The 16,365-nt window shown below is 71.4% G+C and carries 18 protein-coding genes; 13 read left to right on the top strand and 5 right to left on the bottom strand.

Going from position 1 to position 16,365, the window contains the following annotated elements; translation table 11 throughout:
• Window positions 1-374 precede the first annotated feature (374 nt).
• Window positions 375-3,176 (bottom strand): AAA family ATPase, encoded by a 2,802-nt coding sequence (locus tag JOM49_RS32640; RefSeq protein ID WP_209668015.1) that lies wholly within the window; start codon window positions 3,174-3,176, stop codon window positions 375-377.
• Between the two features lie 886 nt (window positions 3,177-4,062).
• On the opposite strand from JOM49_RS32640, the gene JOM49_RS32635 reads away from it, so the two are divergent.
• The 4 genes from JOM49_RS32635 (at window position 4,063) to JOM49_RS32620 (ending at window position 7,920) form a co-directional block, all read left to right on the top strand.
• Entirely contained in the window at window positions 4,063-6,834 is a 2,772-nt protein-coding gene (locus tag JOM49_RS32635) for an AfsR/SARP family transcriptional regulator (protein WP_209668014.1), read from the top strand.
• 41 nt (window positions 6,835-6,875) lie between these two features.
• Window positions 6,876-7,082 (top strand): MbtH family NRPS accessory protein, encoded by a 207-nt coding sequence (locus tag JOM49_RS43915; protein ID WP_209668013.1) that lies wholly within the window; start codon window positions 6,876-6,878, stop codon window positions 7,080-7,082.
• Window positions 7,083-7,234: 152 nt separating this feature from the next.
• Window positions 7,235-7,435, top strand: a complete 201-nt coding sequence (locus JOM49_RS32625; RefSeq protein WP_245369549.1) for an MbtH family protein — start codon at window positions 7,235-7,237, stop codon at window positions 7,433-7,435.
• Window positions 7,436-7,458: 23 nt separating this feature from the next.
• Window positions 7,459-7,920 (top strand): SRPBCC family protein, encoded by a 462-nt coding sequence (locus JOM49_RS32620; RefSeq protein WP_209668011.1) that lies wholly within the window; start codon window positions 7,459-7,461, stop codon window positions 7,918-7,920.
• 164 nt (window positions 7,921-8,084) lie between these two features.
• Here the strand turns inward: JOM49_RS32620 and JOM49_RS32615 are convergent, their stop codons facing one another.
• Window positions 8,085-8,417, bottom strand: coding sequence for a plasmid stabilization protein (locus tag JOM49_RS32615; protein WP_209668010.1), 333 nt, complete (start codon window positions 8,415-8,417; stop codon window positions 8,085-8,087).
• Window positions 8,418-8,542: 125 nt separating this feature from the next.
• On the opposite strand from JOM49_RS32615, the gene JOM49_RS32610 reads away from it, so the two are divergent.
• Genes JOM49_RS32610 through JOM49_RS32600 form a run of 3 tightly spaced genes read left to right on the top strand, consistent with a single transcriptional unit; the run spans window position 8,543 to window position 9,446 of the window.
• On the top strand, window positions 8,543-8,935 hold the full coding sequence (locus tag JOM49_RS32610; RefSeq protein WP_209668009.1) for a phage holin family protein: 393 nt from the start codon (window positions 8,543-8,545) through the stop codon (window positions 8,933-8,935).
• Window positions 8,932-9,183, top strand: coding sequence for a DUF3618 domain-containing protein (locus JOM49_RS32605; protein WP_209668008.1), 252 nt, complete (start codon window positions 8,932-8,934; stop codon window positions 9,181-9,183). The genes JOM49_RS32610 and JOM49_RS32605 overlap by 4 nt, the downstream gene beginning before the upstream one ends.
• Window positions 9,180-9,446, top strand: coding sequence for a DUF4235 domain-containing protein (locus tag JOM49_RS32600; protein WP_209668007.1), 267 nt, complete (start codon window positions 9,180-9,182; stop codon window positions 9,444-9,446). Before JOM49_RS32605 ends, JOM49_RS32600 begins: the two co-directional genes overlap by 4 nt.
• Before the next feature lie 4 nt (window positions 9,447-9,450).
• Here the strand turns inward: JOM49_RS32600 and JOM49_RS32595 are convergent, their stop codons facing one another.
• A complete protein-coding gene (locus tag JOM49_RS32595; protein ID WP_372444129.1) occupies window positions 9,451-9,951 on the bottom strand; it encodes a DUF6328 family protein in 501 nt (166 codons plus the stop codon).
• 49 nt (window positions 9,952-10,000) lie between these two features.
• Window positions 10,001-10,906 carry an ATP dependent DNA ligase gene (locus JOM49_RS32590; RefSeq protein ID WP_209668005.1) on the bottom strand — a complete coding sequence of 302 codons (906 nt, stop codon included), beginning with the start codon at window positions 10,904-10,906 and terminating at the stop codon, window positions 10,001-10,003.
• A gap of 159 nt (window positions 10,907-11,065) precedes the next feature.
• Between JOM49_RS32590 and JOM49_RS32585 the strand changes: the two genes are divergently transcribed.
• From JOM49_RS32585 to JOM49_RS32560, 6 genes are all read left to right on the top strand, one after another.
• The gene (locus tag JOM49_RS32585; protein WP_209668004.1) at window positions 11,066-11,710 is read left to right on the top strand and encodes a phosphate signaling complex PhoU family protein; all 645 of its coding nucleotides are present in this window, start codon (window positions 11,066-11,068) and stop codon (window positions 11,708-11,710) included.
• 16 nt (window positions 11,711-11,726) lie between these two features.
• The gene (locus JOM49_RS32580; protein WP_209668003.1) at window positions 11,727-13,292 is read left to right on the top strand and encodes a CYTH and CHAD domain-containing protein; all 1,566 of its coding nucleotides are present in this window, start codon (window positions 11,727-11,729) and stop codon (window positions 13,290-13,292) included.
• 89 nt (window positions 13,293-13,381) lie between these two features.
• A complete protein-coding gene (locus tag JOM49_RS32575) occupies window positions 13,382-14,011 on the top strand; it encodes a response regulator transcription factor (protein ID WP_209668002.1) in 630 nt (209 codons plus the stop codon).
• Window positions 14,012-14,084: 73 nt separating this feature from the next.
• Entirely contained in the window at window positions 14,085-14,489 is a 405-nt protein-coding gene (locus JOM49_RS32570; RefSeq protein ID WP_209668001.1) for an ATP-binding protein, read from the top strand.
• A gap of 31 nt (window positions 14,490-14,520) precedes the next feature.
• Window positions 14,521-15,606 (top strand): PAS domain-containing sensor histidine kinase, encoded by a 1,086-nt coding sequence (locus tag JOM49_RS32565; protein ID WP_308158950.1) that lies wholly within the window; start codon window positions 14,521-14,523, stop codon window positions 15,604-15,606.
• Window positions 15,603-15,989 (top strand): response regulator, encoded by a 387-nt coding sequence (locus JOM49_RS32560; RefSeq protein ID WP_308158949.1) that lies wholly within the window; start codon window positions 15,603-15,605, stop codon window positions 15,987-15,989. The genes JOM49_RS32565 and JOM49_RS32560 overlap by 4 nt, the downstream gene beginning before the upstream one ends.
• On the opposite strand, the gene JOM49_RS32555 is transcribed toward JOM49_RS32560, so the two are convergent.
• The gene (locus JOM49_RS32555; RefSeq protein ID WP_209667999.1) at window positions 15,982-16,353 is read right to left on the bottom strand and encodes an STAS domain-containing protein; all 372 of its coding nucleotides are present in this window, start codon (window positions 16,351-16,353) and stop codon (window positions 15,982-15,984) included. The genes JOM49_RS32560 and JOM49_RS32555 overlap by 8 nt on opposite strands.
• Window positions 16,354-16,365 lie beyond the last annotated feature (12 nt).

Genomic DNA, 16,365 nt, shown 5'->3' with positions numbered 1-16,365 from the left:
CCCGGTTTTTGATTGTGACTACGGCGGTGGCCTCGATGTCAAGGCGGGAAAGATGCCTTGACATCGAGGCCACCGCCGTGTTTTGGGCTGGGGACCGGGGATGGGGAGGGCTGGGTGACGCGGTGGTTAGGGTGGGGTGCCCGGGTGCGGTGGGGTGGTGGGGGTGACTGGTGCCGTGAATGTGGCTTTCACGGCGGAAATCGCCGTGAAAGCCACATTCACGGCATCTTGGGGAGGCCTCGGCCGCTCCTGCGGCTGAATCACACACTGGCGCATTTGGGCGGAGGTCATCGCGGACACGAATGTGGCTTTGGGGGCCGAATATGCCCCGAAAGCCACATTTGTGTCCGGCGTGGAGGACATCGGGGTGGAGCCTAGATGGGGGTGGTGGAGCCGACCAGGGACTGGGTTAGTTGGTTCCGCCGTGAGATGCCCAGTTTGCGGTAGATGTTCGTCAGGTGGAATTCGATGGTGCGGCGGCTCAGGACCAGGGCCTGCGCGATTTCCGGGTTGCTCTTGCCCTGGGCGGCCAGGGTGGCGATGTTGTGTTCCCGCCGGGTGAGGACCTGGGGTTGCGCGGTGGCGGGCGAGTGCAGTTGCTGGTGGATCCGGCCCGCCAGGGCGATGGCGCCGCAGGCGGTGGCGGTCGACATGGCTTGGTGCAGCATGGTCGCGGCTTGGTCGTGGCCGCCGGCGCAGCCCAGTTGGACCGCGAGTTCGGCTTGCGCCTGCGCGTATTCCAGTTTCGCCTGCGAGCGGCCCAGTACCTCCACCGCTTCGGTCAGGAGATCGACGGAACGCGCGTCTTCGGTGACGGTGGCGGCGGTGTGCAGAGCGATGCCGAGGGTGCGCGGCAGGCCTCGCTTACGGGCGAAGGCGAGCTGGGTTTTCGCCAGCAGGATGGCTTCTTCGTGGTTCCCGAGCTGGAACTGGGCCAGTGCCGCGGGTACGCGCCACGGGATCTGCGGGTGGTCGACGTAGCCGAAGCGTTCCAGGCGCCGCCCGCAGTCGAGTTGGTCGTTCAGGGCGGCGGTGTGGTTGCCCAGCGACGCGTGCAGCAGGCCGCGGCCGTGCAGGGCCATGCAGGTGCGCAGGTACGTGGTCTTCGCGATGTGGCGGTGGCGCGCCAGCAGGCGTTCGGCGGCTTCGGTGTCCTGCTGGATCGCGGCCAGGCGCATTTCGGTGCCGTCGAGCAGGGCCGGGATGATGCCGCGGCGGATCTCGAAGGCTTCCAGCTTGTCCCGCGCGGTCTGCGCGTCGGAGCGGGCGGAGGTGAGCTGGCCGATCTGGTACCGGATGTCCGCGCAGTAGGCACTGGCCAGCCCGGTCGCCAGCGGCAGGCTGCGCCGCCGGTCGTCGAGCACTTCCTCGCAGATCTGCAGTGCGAGGTCGTACTCCTCCAAATTGGACAGTGCGCCGACCACCGCGCCGAACGCGCGCAGCTCGCCCAGATCGTTCAGCGGGCCCGGTGGGGTGGAGTCCAACGCCAGGCGGCGCAGGGCCGCGGCCGACATGTGGTCCAGTGCCACCGCGCCGTGTTCGGCCACGAAGGCGTTGAGCCGCCGCCGCGCCTGCGGGGTGGAACTGTTGCGGCGCCGCAGGTTCGCCAAGCGCTGCGGCACGGTGGTCGCGGTGTGCGGATCGTGGCGCGACAGGTACAGGATCTCGGTTTCCAGCTCCGAGGCCAGTTCCGGGTGCTGCGGGTCGAGCCGGTCGACCGCGTTCTGCAGCACGTTCAGCGACTCCCGGAATCTGTCGCATTCGGACAGTGCACCGGCCAGCAGGGTGGCGATCCTGGCCTGGCGCCGGGGATCCGCGCCCTCCGACTCCACCATGGACAGGTGGTGCACGGCCGCGGGCGGGTCGGCGTGGATCTCGGCGGAGCCCAGTTCGAACAGCACCTCGTTGCGCTGCTCGGCGGACAGCGGCTCGTGCAGCACCCGGCGCAGGTGCACGACGGCGGTGTTCGGGTCGCCGTCGGTGATCGCGTCCCGCGCGGCGGTCAGCAGCGTGTGCACCGCCCAGTCCTGACCCACCTGCCGGGTTTCCTGCAGGTGCGCGGCGATGCGGGCGCAGGGCGCGTGCACGCCGTTGAGGAAGCGGGCGGCCTTGGTGTGCGCGGTGTGCAGGTCCTGCGGGGTCAGGCGGCAGGCGATCGCGGCCTGGATGCCGCGCTCGGTGAAGGTCAGCGTGTCGGTGTCGGCGAGCAGACCCATCTCCCGCAGCCGACGCGCGGCCCAGAAGGTGGCCGAGGCGGGCAGTCCGGCGACCGCGGCGGCCAGTTCCAGGTCGGCGTCGGTGCCCTCGAGCGCGGCGATCGCCTGCGCCAGCGAGACCAGCGCGGTGTCCTCCTGCTCCAGCCGGTGGTAGATGGTGGTGGCCAGCTCCTGCGCGCCGAACCGGGACAGGTCCAGCCGCTCGCCTGCCGCGTGGCAGGAACGCAGCAGGCCTTCGAGCAGCGCCGGGTTCCCGGCGGTCACGGTCTGGCAGGTGCGGACGAACTCGGCGGAGACGTCCTCGCCGAGGGTGTCGGTGAGCAGTTCGGTGATCGCCTCGGTGTCCAGGCCGCCGAGCTCCAGCTGCTCCGCGCCGGTGACCCCGGGTGCCTTGCCGAACGGGCCGGCCTCGGCGCCGCGGGTGCCGGCGGTGAAGATGCCGATGCGCTGCCCCGAAAGCCGCCGCGAGACGTAGTCGAGCCATTGGGTGGACAGCGAATCCGCGAAGTGCACGTCGTCGATCACCAGCAGCAGCGGGGAACCCTCGGCGAGGAACCTCGACAGGTGCCACAGGGAGTGGAAGGTGGAGTGCAGGTCCACCGCGGTGGCCGACGGTCCGGCTTCCAGTACTTCCACGGCGAACGCGGCGGGCCCGGCGAGCAGCCGCTCGCGCTCCTCCTGGCTCGCTTCGAAGACCGTGCTCTCCAGCAACTGGCGCACCACGCCGAAGACGAAGTCGCGTTCGAGCCGGGCGGAGCGGGCGGTGAGCACGCGGAAACCCCGTGAGGCGGCCTCGTCGGCGGCCGCGGCGAGCAGGGCGGTCTTGCCGGAACCGGCGGTACCGGCCAGGTTCGCGATGGTGGGGCGGCCGCAGGCCACCGCGTCGAGGTGCTCACCGAGCAGGCGCAGCTGCCCGGCGCGCCCGCGAAGCCGCGGCGCGTGTGGGGCGAAACCCTCCACGGCTACCTCCCGTGTCCTGTTCCCGGCCCGGGGTGCTCGCGCTGACCAGCGTCCTGTCCGGCTGTCCGACAGGTTATCGAGCGACCCTGTCACCGGAGTCCGACGGCTGTCAAGGCGAGTCCTCGCCGGGTACCGCCGACCGGGGGAGTCGCGGACCGGGCGAGGGCGGCGGAAAGTGTGATTCTCGCCGCCGGGGCTGCGAGATCGAACGCGACGGTGTTCACTGTGTTGCGTGCGCGTTTCACGTTAGAGCGCATTAATGGACACCTCCCGCTGACGGGCCGAACTGCGCGACCGGACCGGTTTGGGCAATCCGTATCTTAGGCGAGCCTGTCCCCCCATGTGGCGAATTAACATGCACTTAAGGTTGCCCGCCGCGGCGCGCCCTCCGGGGCGCCCCCGGTGGTCCGCGGCCCTGCGGAGGGGTCACCGGGAGTGCGCGGGGACTACGGTTCGTGATCATCCACTGTGGCGCTCCGTGGTGCCGTCGAACCACCCCCGCGCGGGGGAGCATCCGCCGGTGAACCTGCGATTTCCTTGCCATCCAAGGCATTTCACCCAGTTCTATGACGCTGTTACGCAGGTCGGGCGGATAGTTCCCAACATCTCTGTGGATCGACCTGTGGAGTTCCGCAGTACCTGTGGAGTGACTCATGTGTGACGATAGGTGCACTCGAGCAGTTACATGAGTCGAGGGACTGGGGCCCGCTCGGTGGGCGCGGAGGACGTCGCGGCGACTCCGCTGCCGGGGGCCGGTCAATTGCCACAAGCGATTGATCGGCGATCCGGCGACCGCCCGAGGAAGCGGATTTCGGTCCGAAATGCCGGAACTCGCTCGATGTGAAAGTTTTTCGAGTTTGACCGGCCAGAGTCGGGGTGAATGTTCGTGAGGTTCTGCGTTCTCGGTTCCCTGGAGATAGTGGACGACGGGCCGCCGGTGGAACTGAGCGGCGTGAAGCAGCGGGCCGTGCTCGGGTACCTCCTGCTGCACGCGAACCACGTGGTGCCGACCAGTCACGTGGTCAAGGCGCTCTGGGCCGACGGCGTGCCCTCGACCGGGCGCAAGATGGTGCAGAACGCCGTCTCCGGTATCCGCCGCACCCTGGCTTCCCGCCCGCACGCCGCCGGCCGCACCCCGATGCTGCTCACCCACGCCCCCGGTTACCTCCTGCGCGTGGACCCCGAGTCGGTCGACCTGCACCACTTCCAGACCCTCGCCGAGCGCGGCCGCGCGGAACTGGCCGAGGGACTGGCCGAACCGGCCGCCCGCACCCTGCGCGAGGCACTCGGCCTCTGGCGCGGGCCCGCGCTGGCCGACCTCGTCGAGACCGGCATCGCCTGGCCCGAACTGGCCGCGCTGGAGAAGCTGAAGCTGGTCGCGCTGGAGGATCGGTTCGAGGCGGAGCTGAGCTGCGGGCGCCACCACGAGGTGATCGCCGAACTCGAAGAGGTCGTGGCCACCGAACCGCTGCGCGAGCGGCTGTGCGGGCAGTTGATGCTCGCGCTCTACCGCTCCGGCAGGCAGGCCGACGCGCTCGACGTCTACCGCCGCACCTACGCGCTGCTCGTCGACGGCCTCGGCATCGAACCCGGCCGCGAACTCCGCGAACTGCAGCGCATGATCCTCAACCAGGACGCCGCGCTGACCGTGCCGGGGGTGCCCGCCGGGCAGATCCGCGTGGCCACGACGATCAACCCCGCCACCGTCGGCGCCGGGACGCGGACCATCCCCGGTCAGCGCCAGCCCTCCCCGGAACCGCCCGTGCGCCAGGACAAGCCCGAACCGGTCAAGACCGCCGACGCGGTCCCGGTCGCCGCCGTCCGGCTGCCGCCGTCGGCCCCGGCCGACGCCAGGGCGGAACGCAAGAACGTCAGCGCGGTCCTGGTTTCCGCGCAACTCGGGCCGGGCATGGCCGACGCCGATCCCGAGGACGTCGACGAGGCCATGCGCGGGATCAGCGCCATCATCGGCGGTGAGGTCCGGCGCTTCGACGGGGTGGCGGGCGGCTCGATCGGCCCGATGTACCTGGTGTTGTTCGGCGTGCCCCGCAACCACGAGAACGACGCCGAGCGCGCGGTCCGGGCGGCGCTGGCCATCCGCGACCGGTTCCTCGCCGACGAGATCCCCGAACTCGGGGTCCGCGCGGCCACCGGCATCAGCGTCGGGGTCGCGGTGGCCACCGGCAGCGCGCTGGTCCGCTACGGGTCCTGCGACGCGCCGCCCATGGTCACCGGCTCGGTGATGGACGGCTGCGCGCGCCTGCTGTCCGCGGTGCCCGACGGCGACATCCTCGTCTGCGACGCCACCCGGCACGCCACCGACGAGGCCATCACCTACGCCCCCGTCCCCGGTGGCGGCCGGGGCGCGCTGGCCGTGGCGCCCGCGCCGCGGGCGATCAGCGTGCCGGCGACCGGGCCGGGCCTGGTCGGGCGGGACCACGAACTCCAGGTGCTGCGCAGCCTGCTCGGGCAGGTCCGCGGCTGGCGGCGCCCGCACCTGGTGACCATGCTGGGCGAGCCGGGCATCGGCAAGAGCAGGCTGCTCGCGGAGTTCGGCAGGCAGGCCGCCGAGCGGGGTGAGATCGCCGCCGCGCTGACCGGCAACACCCAGCCGTTCGCCGCCGAAGCGCCCTACGCCGCGCTGACCGGGGTCCTGCGTGAGCACTGCGGCTTCTCCGCCGCCGACTCCGCCGGGCTGGTGCGCGAAAAGATCGCCACCGCGATCGACCGGCTCGCGGTGCCCGCCGAGGCCGCCGCCTGGATGCGCGAGAACCTGTGCCGCCTGGCCGGGCTGGGCGACCAGCCCGCCGATCCCGGGCAGATGCTGGCCGCGTGGTGCCGGTTCCTCGAAGCCATCGCGGTCGCCGGGCCGGTGGTCGTGGTGCTGGAGGACCTGCACTGGGCCACCGACGAACTGCTGGACTTCGTCGACGAACTGTCCGACCACGCCGCGCCGGTGCCGCTGTTCGTGGTGGCCACCGCGCGCCCGGAACTGCTGCAGCGCCGTCCCGGCTGGGGCGGGGGACGGCGCCACGCCACCACCACGACGATGGATCCGTTGTCCGACAACGAGATCGCCGGGATCCTGCGGCACCTGGTGGCCGGTGACCCGGCCGAGGCCGAGCAGGACCCGATCGTGCAGGACTCGCTCACCGAGTTCTGCCGCGTGCTCGCCGTGCGGGTCGGCGGGAACCCCTTGTTCGCCGTCGAGTACGCCCGTGTGCTGGCCGATCGCCTGCGCAGCGGGGACTGGCCCGACTCCGAGCGCGACCAGCTGCCGCTGCCGCAGGCGGTGCACAGCGTGATCGCCGCCCGGCTGGACACCCTCCCCGCGGTGGACAAGGCGGTCCTGCTCGACGCTTCGGTGGTCGGTGAGCCGGTCACCCCGGCGGCGGTGGCCGCGGTCGGCGACCGCGAGCAGGCCGAGGCCGCCAGATCCCTGGGCAACCTGGAACGCCTGGAGTTCCTGCGCCGGGCCCGCCCGGCGGGGGCGGGTGGGGAGGCGGCCTACGTGTTCGGCCACTCGCTGGTCCGGGACGTGGCCTACGCCCAGCTCCCGCGTTCGGACCGGGCGGACAAGCAGCGGCGCGCCAGGGAGTGGGCCGAGGCCACCGGCTGGGAGGCACCGGCGCTGGCCGAGGAGAAGTGCGCCTCGTGACACCGCGTGAGCGGCGGTACCCGATCGCCCGAGGAGGGCCCGTGGACCCGTTCCTTGACGATCCCGGCGCGCGCTTCCTGGTGCTGGAAGGCGCGAGCGGCGAGCACTCGCTCTGGCCGTCCTACGTGGACGTGCCGCGGGGGTGGCGGGTGGCCCTGCCCGCCACCTGGCGGGCCGAGGCCATTACGTTCATCACCGCGAAGCAGACCGAGCTGCTGTTCGGCGAAGAGGTCACCGCGGGCGTCTGACCAGGGAGAACGACACCGAGTTACTCGCCGGTGGCCGGCGGGTGGACAGCGAACCCCGGAGAAACCTTTGCCCCCGCGTCGCCGCCTGCCTACCGTGGGGTAGCGGGCCGGCGGGGAACCGGCCGTCAGAGGGGCAGGAAAGGTCGGCGGTGATGAGCAATCCGTTCGCGGATCCCCGGGGCCGGTTCGTGGTGTTGTTGAACGAGAACGGCCGGTACTCGCTGTGGCCGTCGTTCGTCGAGATCCCGGCGGGGTGGACCACGGTGCTGGCCGAGTCCCCGCGGCAGGACGCACTCGACTACATCCACGCGACGTGTGTGACCGAGCGGAACACGGGTACCCGGATCGCGTAAGCAACCGCGATCGAGGAGAACCCGTGGGAACGATCACCGAGACCGTCGAAGTCGGAGTACCGGTTTCCACCGCGTACAACCAGTGGACCCAGTTCGAATCCTTCCCGGAGTTCATGGAAGGGGTCGAGGAGGTCCGCCAGCTCGACGACACGCACACCCATTGGAAGGTGAAGATCGGCGGTGCCGAGCGCGAGTTCGACGCCACCATCACCGAGCAGCACCCCGACGAACGCGTCGCGTGGCGCTCCGATGACGGGCCCCGGCACGCGGGGGTCATCACCTTCCACCGGATCGATGACAACCGCACGCGGGTGACCGCGCAGATGGACATCGACCCGGAGGGGTTCATCGAGAACGTCGGCGACAAGCTCGGCGTGCTGGACCGCCGCATCAAGGGCGACATGAAGCGCTTCGAGAGCTTCATCGAGAACCGCGGCCGGGAATCCGGTTCCTGGCGCGGTGACGTCCCGCGCCCCGGCAGCTGACGCCAGGCAGAGCACGGAACGAAGGTGGCCTGGGGAGCGGGATCCCGCTCCCCAGGCCACCTCCGTGTCCGGCGGGGTGCGCCGGCACAGGCGAATGCTATGAGTGGGGCATTACTTGCGTTCAATGCAAGTAATGCCCCACTCATAGCATTCGAGCCCGGGTGCTAGCGCCCGAGTGCGCGCTCGAGCTCCTTCTTGGTCATGCTGGAACGGCCCTTGATGTTGCGCTTCTTCGCGTCGTTGTAGAGCTGTTCCTTGGTCGGCCCGCCGGGGCCCTGCCGGTTGCCCGACCGCTTCCCGCCGCGGTGCTGCGGTGACACGTCCTTGAGCGAGGACTTGCTGGCCTGCTTGGATTCGCCCGACTGCGCGCGGTTCTTGTTGACCGTGCGCGCGGCGATCTCCTCGGCGCGGTCTTCGCTGGCGCCGCGGTCCTTCTGGCTGGACTTGATGTGCTCGTACTGGCGTTCCCGTTTGTCGCTCCAGGCTTGTTGCGGCATTTTCGCCTCCAGTCAAGGGGTTCCTCCGGAAGATCGGTTACCCGGCCGCCGAATGGCGCAAACGGACCTGATTGAGGGCCCGGCGGGCGGGGTAGCCGAGCGGTAACAGTCCACGGGAGGTAACGATGACTCAGGACGACCGTTCGGTCTCCCAGCTGGTGGGGGACGCGTCCGAGCAGTTGAGCAGGCTGGTCCGCGACGAGATGCGCCTGGCGACGGCGGAACTGCAGCAGAAGGGCAAGCGGCTCGGTACCGGCGCCGGGCTGGCCGGTGCCGCGGGCTTCATCGCGGTGGTCGCCGTGCTGGTGCTGGTCGCGGCCGCGGTGCTGGGGCTGGCCGTGGTGCTGCCGGGCTGGGCCGCCGCGCTGATCGTGGCGGGCGCGCTGCTGGTGGTGGCCGGGATCGCCGCGCTGGCGGGCCGTTCGCAGCTCAAGCGCGGGACGCCGCCGGTGCCCGAGGAAGCGGTGGCCAGCGTGCAGGCCGACGTCAAGGTGCTGAAGGAGAGTGTGCATTCATGAGCGGGAAGGAAAAAGCCTCGTTCCCGCGTGACGCCGAGCAGGCGCGCGTGGACATCGAGCTGACCCGCCAGGAACTCGGCGAGACGGTGGAAGCCTTGGCGCACAAGGTGAACGTCCCCGCTCGTGCCAAGGAACAAGCGCAGGAGGTGGCGGTTTCGGTGCGGCGCAACCCGTGGCCGGCCGCCGGTGGCGGGGCCGCGGTGCTGGCCCTGATCATCCTGCTGATCGTGCGCAGGAGCCGCAAATGAACAAGGTGCTGTACAAGCCGCTCGGCATGGTGGTCAGCTCACTCGGCGGGATCGCCGCCAGCATGCTGTTCAAGCAGATCTGGAAGCGGGTGGCCGGGCAGGACGACGCGCCCGACGCCACCGACGCCAAGTACGGCTGGGCCGAGGTGGTGATCGCCGCCGCCGTGCAGGGCGCCATCTTCGGCGCGGTCAAGGCGGCGGTGGACCGCGCCGGGGCCGAGGGTTACCGCAAGGCGACCGGCGACTGGCCGGGTGACGAGTAGGTCTTCACTCCCCGTCCGCCGTCGGCACCGGTGGTTCACCCGCGTGCCGGCGGCGGATGTGGTGGGGGACCACGAACCACAGCACGCCGAAGAGCAGGCCGATCGCCGGGCCGATCAGGGCCATGGTGAGCGAGCCGAAGATGACCTTCGCGATCAGCGCGACCGTGGTGGTCACCGCGAGGGCGAGGCAGACCAGCCCGCCCAGCACGGACTTGTTGCCCAGTTGCAGGATCTCCTCGCGGCGGCCTTCGCGGAAGAGCATGCGGTGCCAGACCGGGGGAGCGGCCAGCAGCGCCGTGGAGGTGGCGGCGAGCAGCACCGCGGTCAGGTGCATGCCCTTCTCGAAGCCGTTCGCCTCGCGGAAGTGGTCGGTGAAGGTGATCGTCAGCAGGAACCCGAAGAGGAACTGCACGGCCGCCTGGGCCACGCGCAGTTCTCCCAGCAACTCGCTGACGTTGCGCGCGAGCTGCTCGTCGCGCGATTCGGCACTTGGCTGGCTACTCACCCATTCGTGGTACCCAGTTTGTCCCTTTTCCATTCCGTTCACGTCGTGGTCACTCGCCGATGCGGACTTCCCCGGGATCCCGGCCGGGGAGCAGGCCGCGCCAGCGCGGGGTGCGCAGGCAGGCCGCGTCGGTCCAGCCGCGGAAGACCACCTCGCCGACCAGGCACGGGCGCACCCAGTGCGCGCCGCGGGCCTGCGGGTCCGGCACGGAGTGGAAAGGTGAGGTCTTGCGTTCGAGCCGGTTCAGCCGTGAGGCGAGCACTTCGAGCGCCTGGTGGGTGAACCCGGTGCCGACGTTGCCGACGTAGCGCAGGCCGCTGCCGTGCGGGATGCCGAGCAGCAGTGAACCGAAGGTGCCCGACCGCGACCCGCCGCCGGGCCGCCAGCCGCCGATCACCACCTCCTGCACGCCGGTGCCGGTGACCGCGATCCAGTGCGAACTGCGTTTTCCGGGCTGGTACTGGCTTTTGGCCCGTTTCGCCAGTACGCCGGGCAGTCCGCGCCCGATCGCCGAGCGCAACGCGGCCCCGCCGTTGCCGAGCTGGTGTTCGGGGGTCTGCCAGGCGTGCCCCCGCAGGTCGAGCTCGGCGAGCAGCTGACGGCGTTGCAGGTAGGGCAGGCCGAGGCACGGGGTGCCGTCGAGGTGCAGCACGTCCGAGGGCAGGTACCAGACCGCGGCCCGCCGCTTCCCGTGCCGCTTCAGCGCCGCCGGGTTCGGCAGGCCGCTTTCGAAGGCCATGAGCTGGCCGTCCAGCAGCACCTCGGTGTTGCCGAGCGAAGCGCCGATCCCTTGCAGTTCCGGGTACTCCGCGGTGATCGCGCGGCCGGACCGCTCACGGACGGTGGTCCGGCCGTCCTGCACCCGGACCAGGGTGCGCGGCCCGCCCCAGTCGAACTCGTAGGCCCACTCCTCGTCTTCGGCGACCGGCGGCAGCCTGCCGGGTTTCGGTTGCATCGGTGGGAGGAAGACGGGCAGCGGTTGCCGGCCGTCGAGATCCGGCCTGAAATCCCGGGTGTGCACGGAGGTGGGAATATCCCGCGGGGTCCCCGGCCAAACCCGTCGCGGGGTTTGCCCGCTGCCTCGATCGGGTAGATACCCGGGGAGGTGAGGCGGGTGCGGGAGCGTTTCCACGGCCAGCTCAAGGATCTGGGTGAGCAGCTGGCCCGGTTGTCCGCCACGGCCGCCACCGAACTGCGGCTGGCCAACTGCGCGCTGTTCGACTGCGACCTCGGGGTGGCGGCCGAAGTGGTGGCCGCCGACCGGCTCCTCGACGCGGCACGGGACGAGTGCGAGCTCGCCGCGCACCGGTTGCTGGCGCTGCAGGCGCCGGTGGCCGGGGACCTGCGGCTCGTGCTGGCCGCGGTGTACTGCGCTGATCGCCTGGAACGCATGGGGGATCTGGCCAGGCACATCGCCGAGACCGCGGCCAGGGCGCACCCGGACCGGGCGGTCCCCGAGGAACTGCTGCCCGCCTTCGAGCAACTCGCCGCGTGCACCGCCGGGATGGCCGAGGACCTGCAGGGTTTCCTCACCAGGGCCGGCGGACCGGCGTTCGAGCGGATGCGCGCGGCCGAGACCGAAGCGGATGCGCTGCACCAGCACGTGCTCACCCGCGTCACCGATCCGCGGTGGCCGTACGGCGTGCCGGTGGCGGTGAACGTGACCCTGCTGGCCCGGTTCTACGGCCGGTTCGCCGACCAGGCGGTCTCGGTGGCACGCCGGGCCGATTTCGCGACCACGGGCGCACTGCCCGGCTGACCAGGAGGCCAGTGCTTTGACTGCTACGACCAACCCGCCGGCGACCCCGCAGCCCTCCCAGACCCCGCAGACCGCCCTCGAACGCGAGCGGAAGTTCGACTTCCCGCTGGACCTCCCCATCCCCGACCTGCGGGCCCGCGGCCCCATCGCCGGGCAGTCCGACCCACTCGAAGAACGGCTGGACGCCACCTACTACGACACCGCGCGGTACGACCTGGCCCGCGCGGGCGTCACGCTGCGCCGCCGGACCGGGGGCGGCGACGAGGGCTGGCACCTGAAACTCCCCGTCGGGAAGGACGCGCGCGAAGAGATCACCCTGCCGCTGGACGATTCCGAGGCGCCCACCGCCGAGGTGCCGCGCGAGCTGGCCGAGCTGGTGCGCGGGCACACCCGGGGTGAGGACCTCATCGCCATCGCCGGGCTGCGCACCGTGCGGTACTCGGTGGAACTGGCCGACGCCGACGGCCGGGTGCTGGCGACGCTGACCGACGACCACGTGACCGGGGAGGCGGCGGGCACGGTCGCGCGCCTGGACCAGTGGCGCGAACTGGAAGTCGAGCTGAGTGCCGACGCCGAGGACGGCACCCTCGACACCGTGGCGGACCTGGTCGTCGAAGCCGGGGCGGTGCCCTCGGAGTGGCCGTCCAAGCTGCGGCGGCTGATCGGGGACCTGCTGCCTGCTGATACGCGGAAGGCGCCGGGGAAGAAGGCGACCGCCGGGGAAGTGGTGCTGCACTACCTGCGCGCCCAGGTCGACGCGCTGCACCGCCACGACGCCGGGGTGCGCCGCGACACCGAGGACTCGGTCCACCAGATGCGCGTGGCGATGCGGCGGCTGCGCAGTGCGCTCGGCGCCTTCCGCCGGGTGCTCGACCGCGACGCCGTGCAGCCCCTGCGTGACGAGCTGAAGTGGCTCGGCGGCGAGCTGGGACCGGTGCGGGACAACGAAGTGCTGCACGCCGGGCTGGCCGGGCAGGCGGCCCGCCTGCCGCGGCGGCTGACCATCGGCCCGGTCGCGGTCTACCTCGACACCTACTTCGAACAACGGGCCCGGCGCGCCCAAGCCCATGCGCTGACCGCGTTGAACAGCACGCGGTACCTCAACCTGCTGCGCGCACTGGACTCGCTGCTCGACGATCCGCCCCTGACCAAGAAGGCGAAGCGCCCGGCCCGCACCGAACTGCGCCAGGCCGTGCTCCGTGCCGACCGGCGGCTGCGCCGGGCGGCGGCCGCGCTGGAAGGCGCGGAGGACCGCGGTGCCGCCCTGCACGAGGTGCGCAAGAAAGCCAAGCAGGCCAGGTACACCGCCGACGCGCTGCGCCCGGTGGCGGGCAAGAAGCTGAACGCGTGGCGCAAGCGCGTGAAGGCGGTGCAGTCCACGCTCGGGGACCACCACGACACCGTGGTCGCCCGCGCGGAACTGGTGCCGCTGGCGGTGGCCGCCGACCGCGACGGGCACAGCTCGTTCTCCTACGGCGTGCTCCACGGCCGCAACGAACTCGAAGCCGAGCGCCTGGACGCGCGGTTCCGCCGCGAGTGGCCGCGGATCGCCGGTGGCACAACACCCGGCTGGCTGCGGTGAGTCCGGTTCGGACACCGCGGTGAGGGGAACCGGTGCGGAAGGCGGATGTCCGGCGGCCGGCCGGACATCCGGCTGGTAGCGTTCCCGCGATGCCACCGATCCGGGTCGTACTCGTCGAAGACCACGACATGGTGGCGGAAGCCATGGAACTCGTGTTCGCCGGCATCGGGGACATCGACCTCGCCGCCAGGGCCGGTTCGCTGGCCGACGCGGTGCGCGCGGTGGAGCTGACCTATCCGGACCTGGTGCTGCTCGACCGCAGGCTGCCCGACGGCGACGGCCTCGAGGTGATCGGCCGCCTGCGTGAGCTCGCCCCCGAACCCAAGGTCCTGCTCGTCACCGCCGAGGTCAGCGCCGGGGTGGCCACCAGGGTGGTCGAAGCGGGCGGGTCCGGGGTGGTGGCCAAGACCGCCGGGCTGCACCAGCTCGCCGACGCCATCCGCCGGGCCGCGGCGGGGGAGATGGTGTTCGACGCCGGACTGCTCGGCGAGGTGATCGACCGGCTGTCCGGTCGTGGTGCCGCGGCCGAGCTCACCGCCCGTGAACGGGAGATCCTGCGCCTGTTCGCCGACGGGGCCACGGTGGACGAGATCACCCAGCGCCTGCACCTGGCGCGCAACACCGTACGCAACCACGCGCAGCGCGCACTGGCCAAGCTGGGCGCGCATTCGCGGCTGGAAGCGGTCGCCATCGCCCGCCGTCGTGGGCTGCTCGACTGATGCATCTGCATCAGTCGATGAGGCACCGCTGCGTCTAGCCGGGACTGCGCCGGACGGAGGACGATGGATCACGATGGACAGCATCCTGAGCGCGGAAGGCCCGGTGACCGCCGTGCTGCCCGCGGACCTGACCGCAGAGGGTGAGGCCAGGCGCTTCGTCTCCCGCGTGCTGTCGGCCTGGCGGGACACGCTGGCCTTCGAGGACGCCACGCTGATCGCCTCCGAGCTGGTCGCGAACGTGGTCCGCCACGCCGGTGGCAAGCCGACGCTGAGCATCACCACCACCGCCCGGGGCATCCGGATCGAGTGCGAGGACGGCAATCCCGCACCGCCGCGGCCCAAGCTCGGCGGACCGGAGGGTGGCTGGGGTCTCGCGCTGGTGGAGCGCCTTTCGCAGCGGTGGGGGGTCCAGGCCCGCGACGCGGGCAAAGTCGTCTGGTGCGAACTGCCGTTGCCCCCGATGAGCGGGAATGGCTGAGGTCCGGGGTCCGGCCTGTGAGTCACCCGGCGTGAGCGAGCCCGATCCGCTCGACGACCCGTACTCCGGGGATTCGTTCCGGCTGTTCGTGCAGAGCGTGCAGGACTACGCGATCTTCATGCTCGACCCGCAAGGCGTGGTCTCCACCTGGAACAGCGGCGCCGAGCGCATCAAGGGCTACCGCGCCGAGCAGATCATCGGCCGGCACTTCTCCGTCTTCTACCCGCCGGAGGACCTGCGGGCGGGCAAACCGGCCCACGAGCTGAAGGTGGCCACCGCCGAGGGGCGGTTCGAGGACGAGGGCTGGCGGGTCCGGGAGGACGGCAGCCGGTTCTGGGCGGTCGTGGTGATCACCGCGCTGTTCGACGACCGGGGCACGCTGCGCGGGTTCGGCAAGGTCACCAGGGACGTCAGCGAGCGCGTGCGCGCGGAGAACGAGCTGGTCGAGCGCAGGCGGCTGTTCTTCCACCTGGTCGAGGCGCAGGAGGCCGAGCGGCGCCGGATCGCCTGGGACGTGCACGACGACTCCATCCAGGCGATGGCGGCGGTGTCGATGCGGGTGCAGTTGCTGGCCCGGCAGGTGCCCGCCGACCACCTGCCCGCGGTCCGCGCGCTGGACACCGCGGTGTCGGAGACCATCGGCAGGCTGCGTGACCTGGTTCGCAGGCTGCGCCCGCCGACGCTGGACGAGCGGACCCTGACCGAGGCGGTCGGCGCGCACCTGCGGCAGCTCGCGGCGCAGGGCATCGAGACCGAGCTCGAGACCACCGAGCTGACCGGTGACCCGCCGCCGGAGGCGTCGGTGACCCTCTTCCGGATCGTCGGCGAAGCGCTGACCAACGTGCAGAAGCACTCGCGGGCGAACCGCGTGCGGGTGCGGTTGCGCTCGATCGACCGGGGCACGCTCACCGAGGTCACCGACGACGGGGTGGGCACCGACGTCGTGGTGGTCGGCGGTTTCGGCGAACCCGGCTCGCACTTCGGCCTGCAGGCCATGCGCGAGCGGGCGGAGGCGGTCGGTGGCTGGTGGGAGCTGATCAGCGAGCCCGGCCGGGGCGCGCTGGTGCGATTCTGGGTCCCGGACGGGCCGGGACCGGGCGCGGGGGTGGGACAGTGAGCACGGAACCCGTCCGGGTGGTCATCGCCGACGACGAGTTGCTGATCCGTGAAGCGCTCCGCGCGGTGCTGGAGGCCGAGGCCGACCTGGTCGTGGTGGCCGACGCGGCCACCGTCGACGAGGCGGTCGCGCTGATCGGGCAGCACCGGCCGGACGTGGCGGTGATCGACGTGCGGATGCCGACCGGTGGCGGCGTCGAAGTGGCCCGCCGCCTGGCCCGCCTCGGCATCGGCACGCCGCTGGTGGCGTTCTCCGCATACGACGACGCCGGCAACCGCAAGCTGATGCGGAATGCCGGCGTCGGCGAGTACGTGATCAAGGGCATGCCCAACGCGGAGCTGGTTTCAGCGGTGCGGCGGGCGGTGAATGCCCCGGTCAGCTGACCGGGACGGAGTGCAGGGCGGTCTCCACGCTGGTGTAGAGCCGCAGCCTGCGGTCGAGGCCGACGACCTCGAGCGGGCGGCGGACCGGGCGGCCCGCGCAGACCACGCGGATCTCGGTGCCCAGCTCGTCGGCGCGGTCCTGGAACTCGGTGAGCACCTGCAGGCCACTGCTGGACAGGAAGCTCACACCGCTGAGGTCGAGGACGATCAGGGCGGTGTGCGGGTCGAGCGCGGCGGTGAGCCCGGCGTCGAGATCGGGTTTGGAGGCCAGGTCGACCTCGCCGGTGACCTCGATGAGGAGGTGACCCGGCTGGCTGCGGTCGACGTGGATGGTCAGCTGATCGCGCATGAAGGGAAAAGTCATGGCGGAAGCTCC

The sequence above is a fragment of the Amycolatopsis magusensis genome, from assembly GCF_017875555.1.
GTDB lineage: Bacteria > Actinomycetota > Actinomycetes > Mycobacteriales > Pseudonocardiaceae > Amycolatopsis > Amycolatopsis magusensis.
Note: the sequence above shows the minus strand (reverse complement) of the source record. Positions and strands in the feature narration are given on the sequence as shown.

Bases quoted from the DNA above. Each gene is read 5' to 3' on its own strand.
- JOM49_RS32605 (WP_209668008.1), top strand. From the start codon at position 8,932: ATGAGCGGGAAGGAAAAAGCCTCGTTCCCGCGTGACGCCGAGCAGGCG.
- JOM49_RS32600 (WP_209668007.1), top strand. From the start codon at position 9,180: ATGAACAAGGTGCTGTACAAGCCGCTCGGCATGGTGGTCAGCTCACTC.
- JOM49_RS32570 (WP_209668001.1), top strand. From the start codon at position 14,085: ATGGACAGCATCCTGAGCGCGGAAGGCCCGGTGACCGCCGTGCTGCCC.
- JOM49_RS32610 (WP_209668009.1), top strand. From the start codon at position 8,543: ATGACTCAGGACGACCGTTCGGTCTCCCAGCTGGTGGGGGACGCGTCC.
- JOM49_RS32590 (WP_209668005.1), bottom strand. From the start codon at position 10,906: ATGCAACCGAAACCCGGCAGGCTGCCGCCGGTCGCCGAAGACGAGGAG.
- JOM49_RS32575 (WP_209668002.1), top strand. From the start codon at position 13,382: ATGCCACCGATCCGGGTCGTACTCGTCGAAGACCACGACATGGTGGCG.
- JOM49_RS32625 (WP_245369549.1), top strand. From the start codon at position 7,235: ATGAGCAATCCGTTCGCGGATCCCCGGGGCCGGTTCGTGGTGTTGTTG.
- JOM49_RS32615 (WP_209668010.1), bottom strand. From the start codon at position 8,417: ATGCCGCAACAAGCCTGGAGCGACAAACGGGAACGCCAGTACGAGCAC.
- JOM49_RS32555 (WP_209667999.1), bottom strand. From the start codon at position 16,353: ATGACTTTTCCCTTCATGCGCGATCAGCTGACCATCCACGTCGACCGC.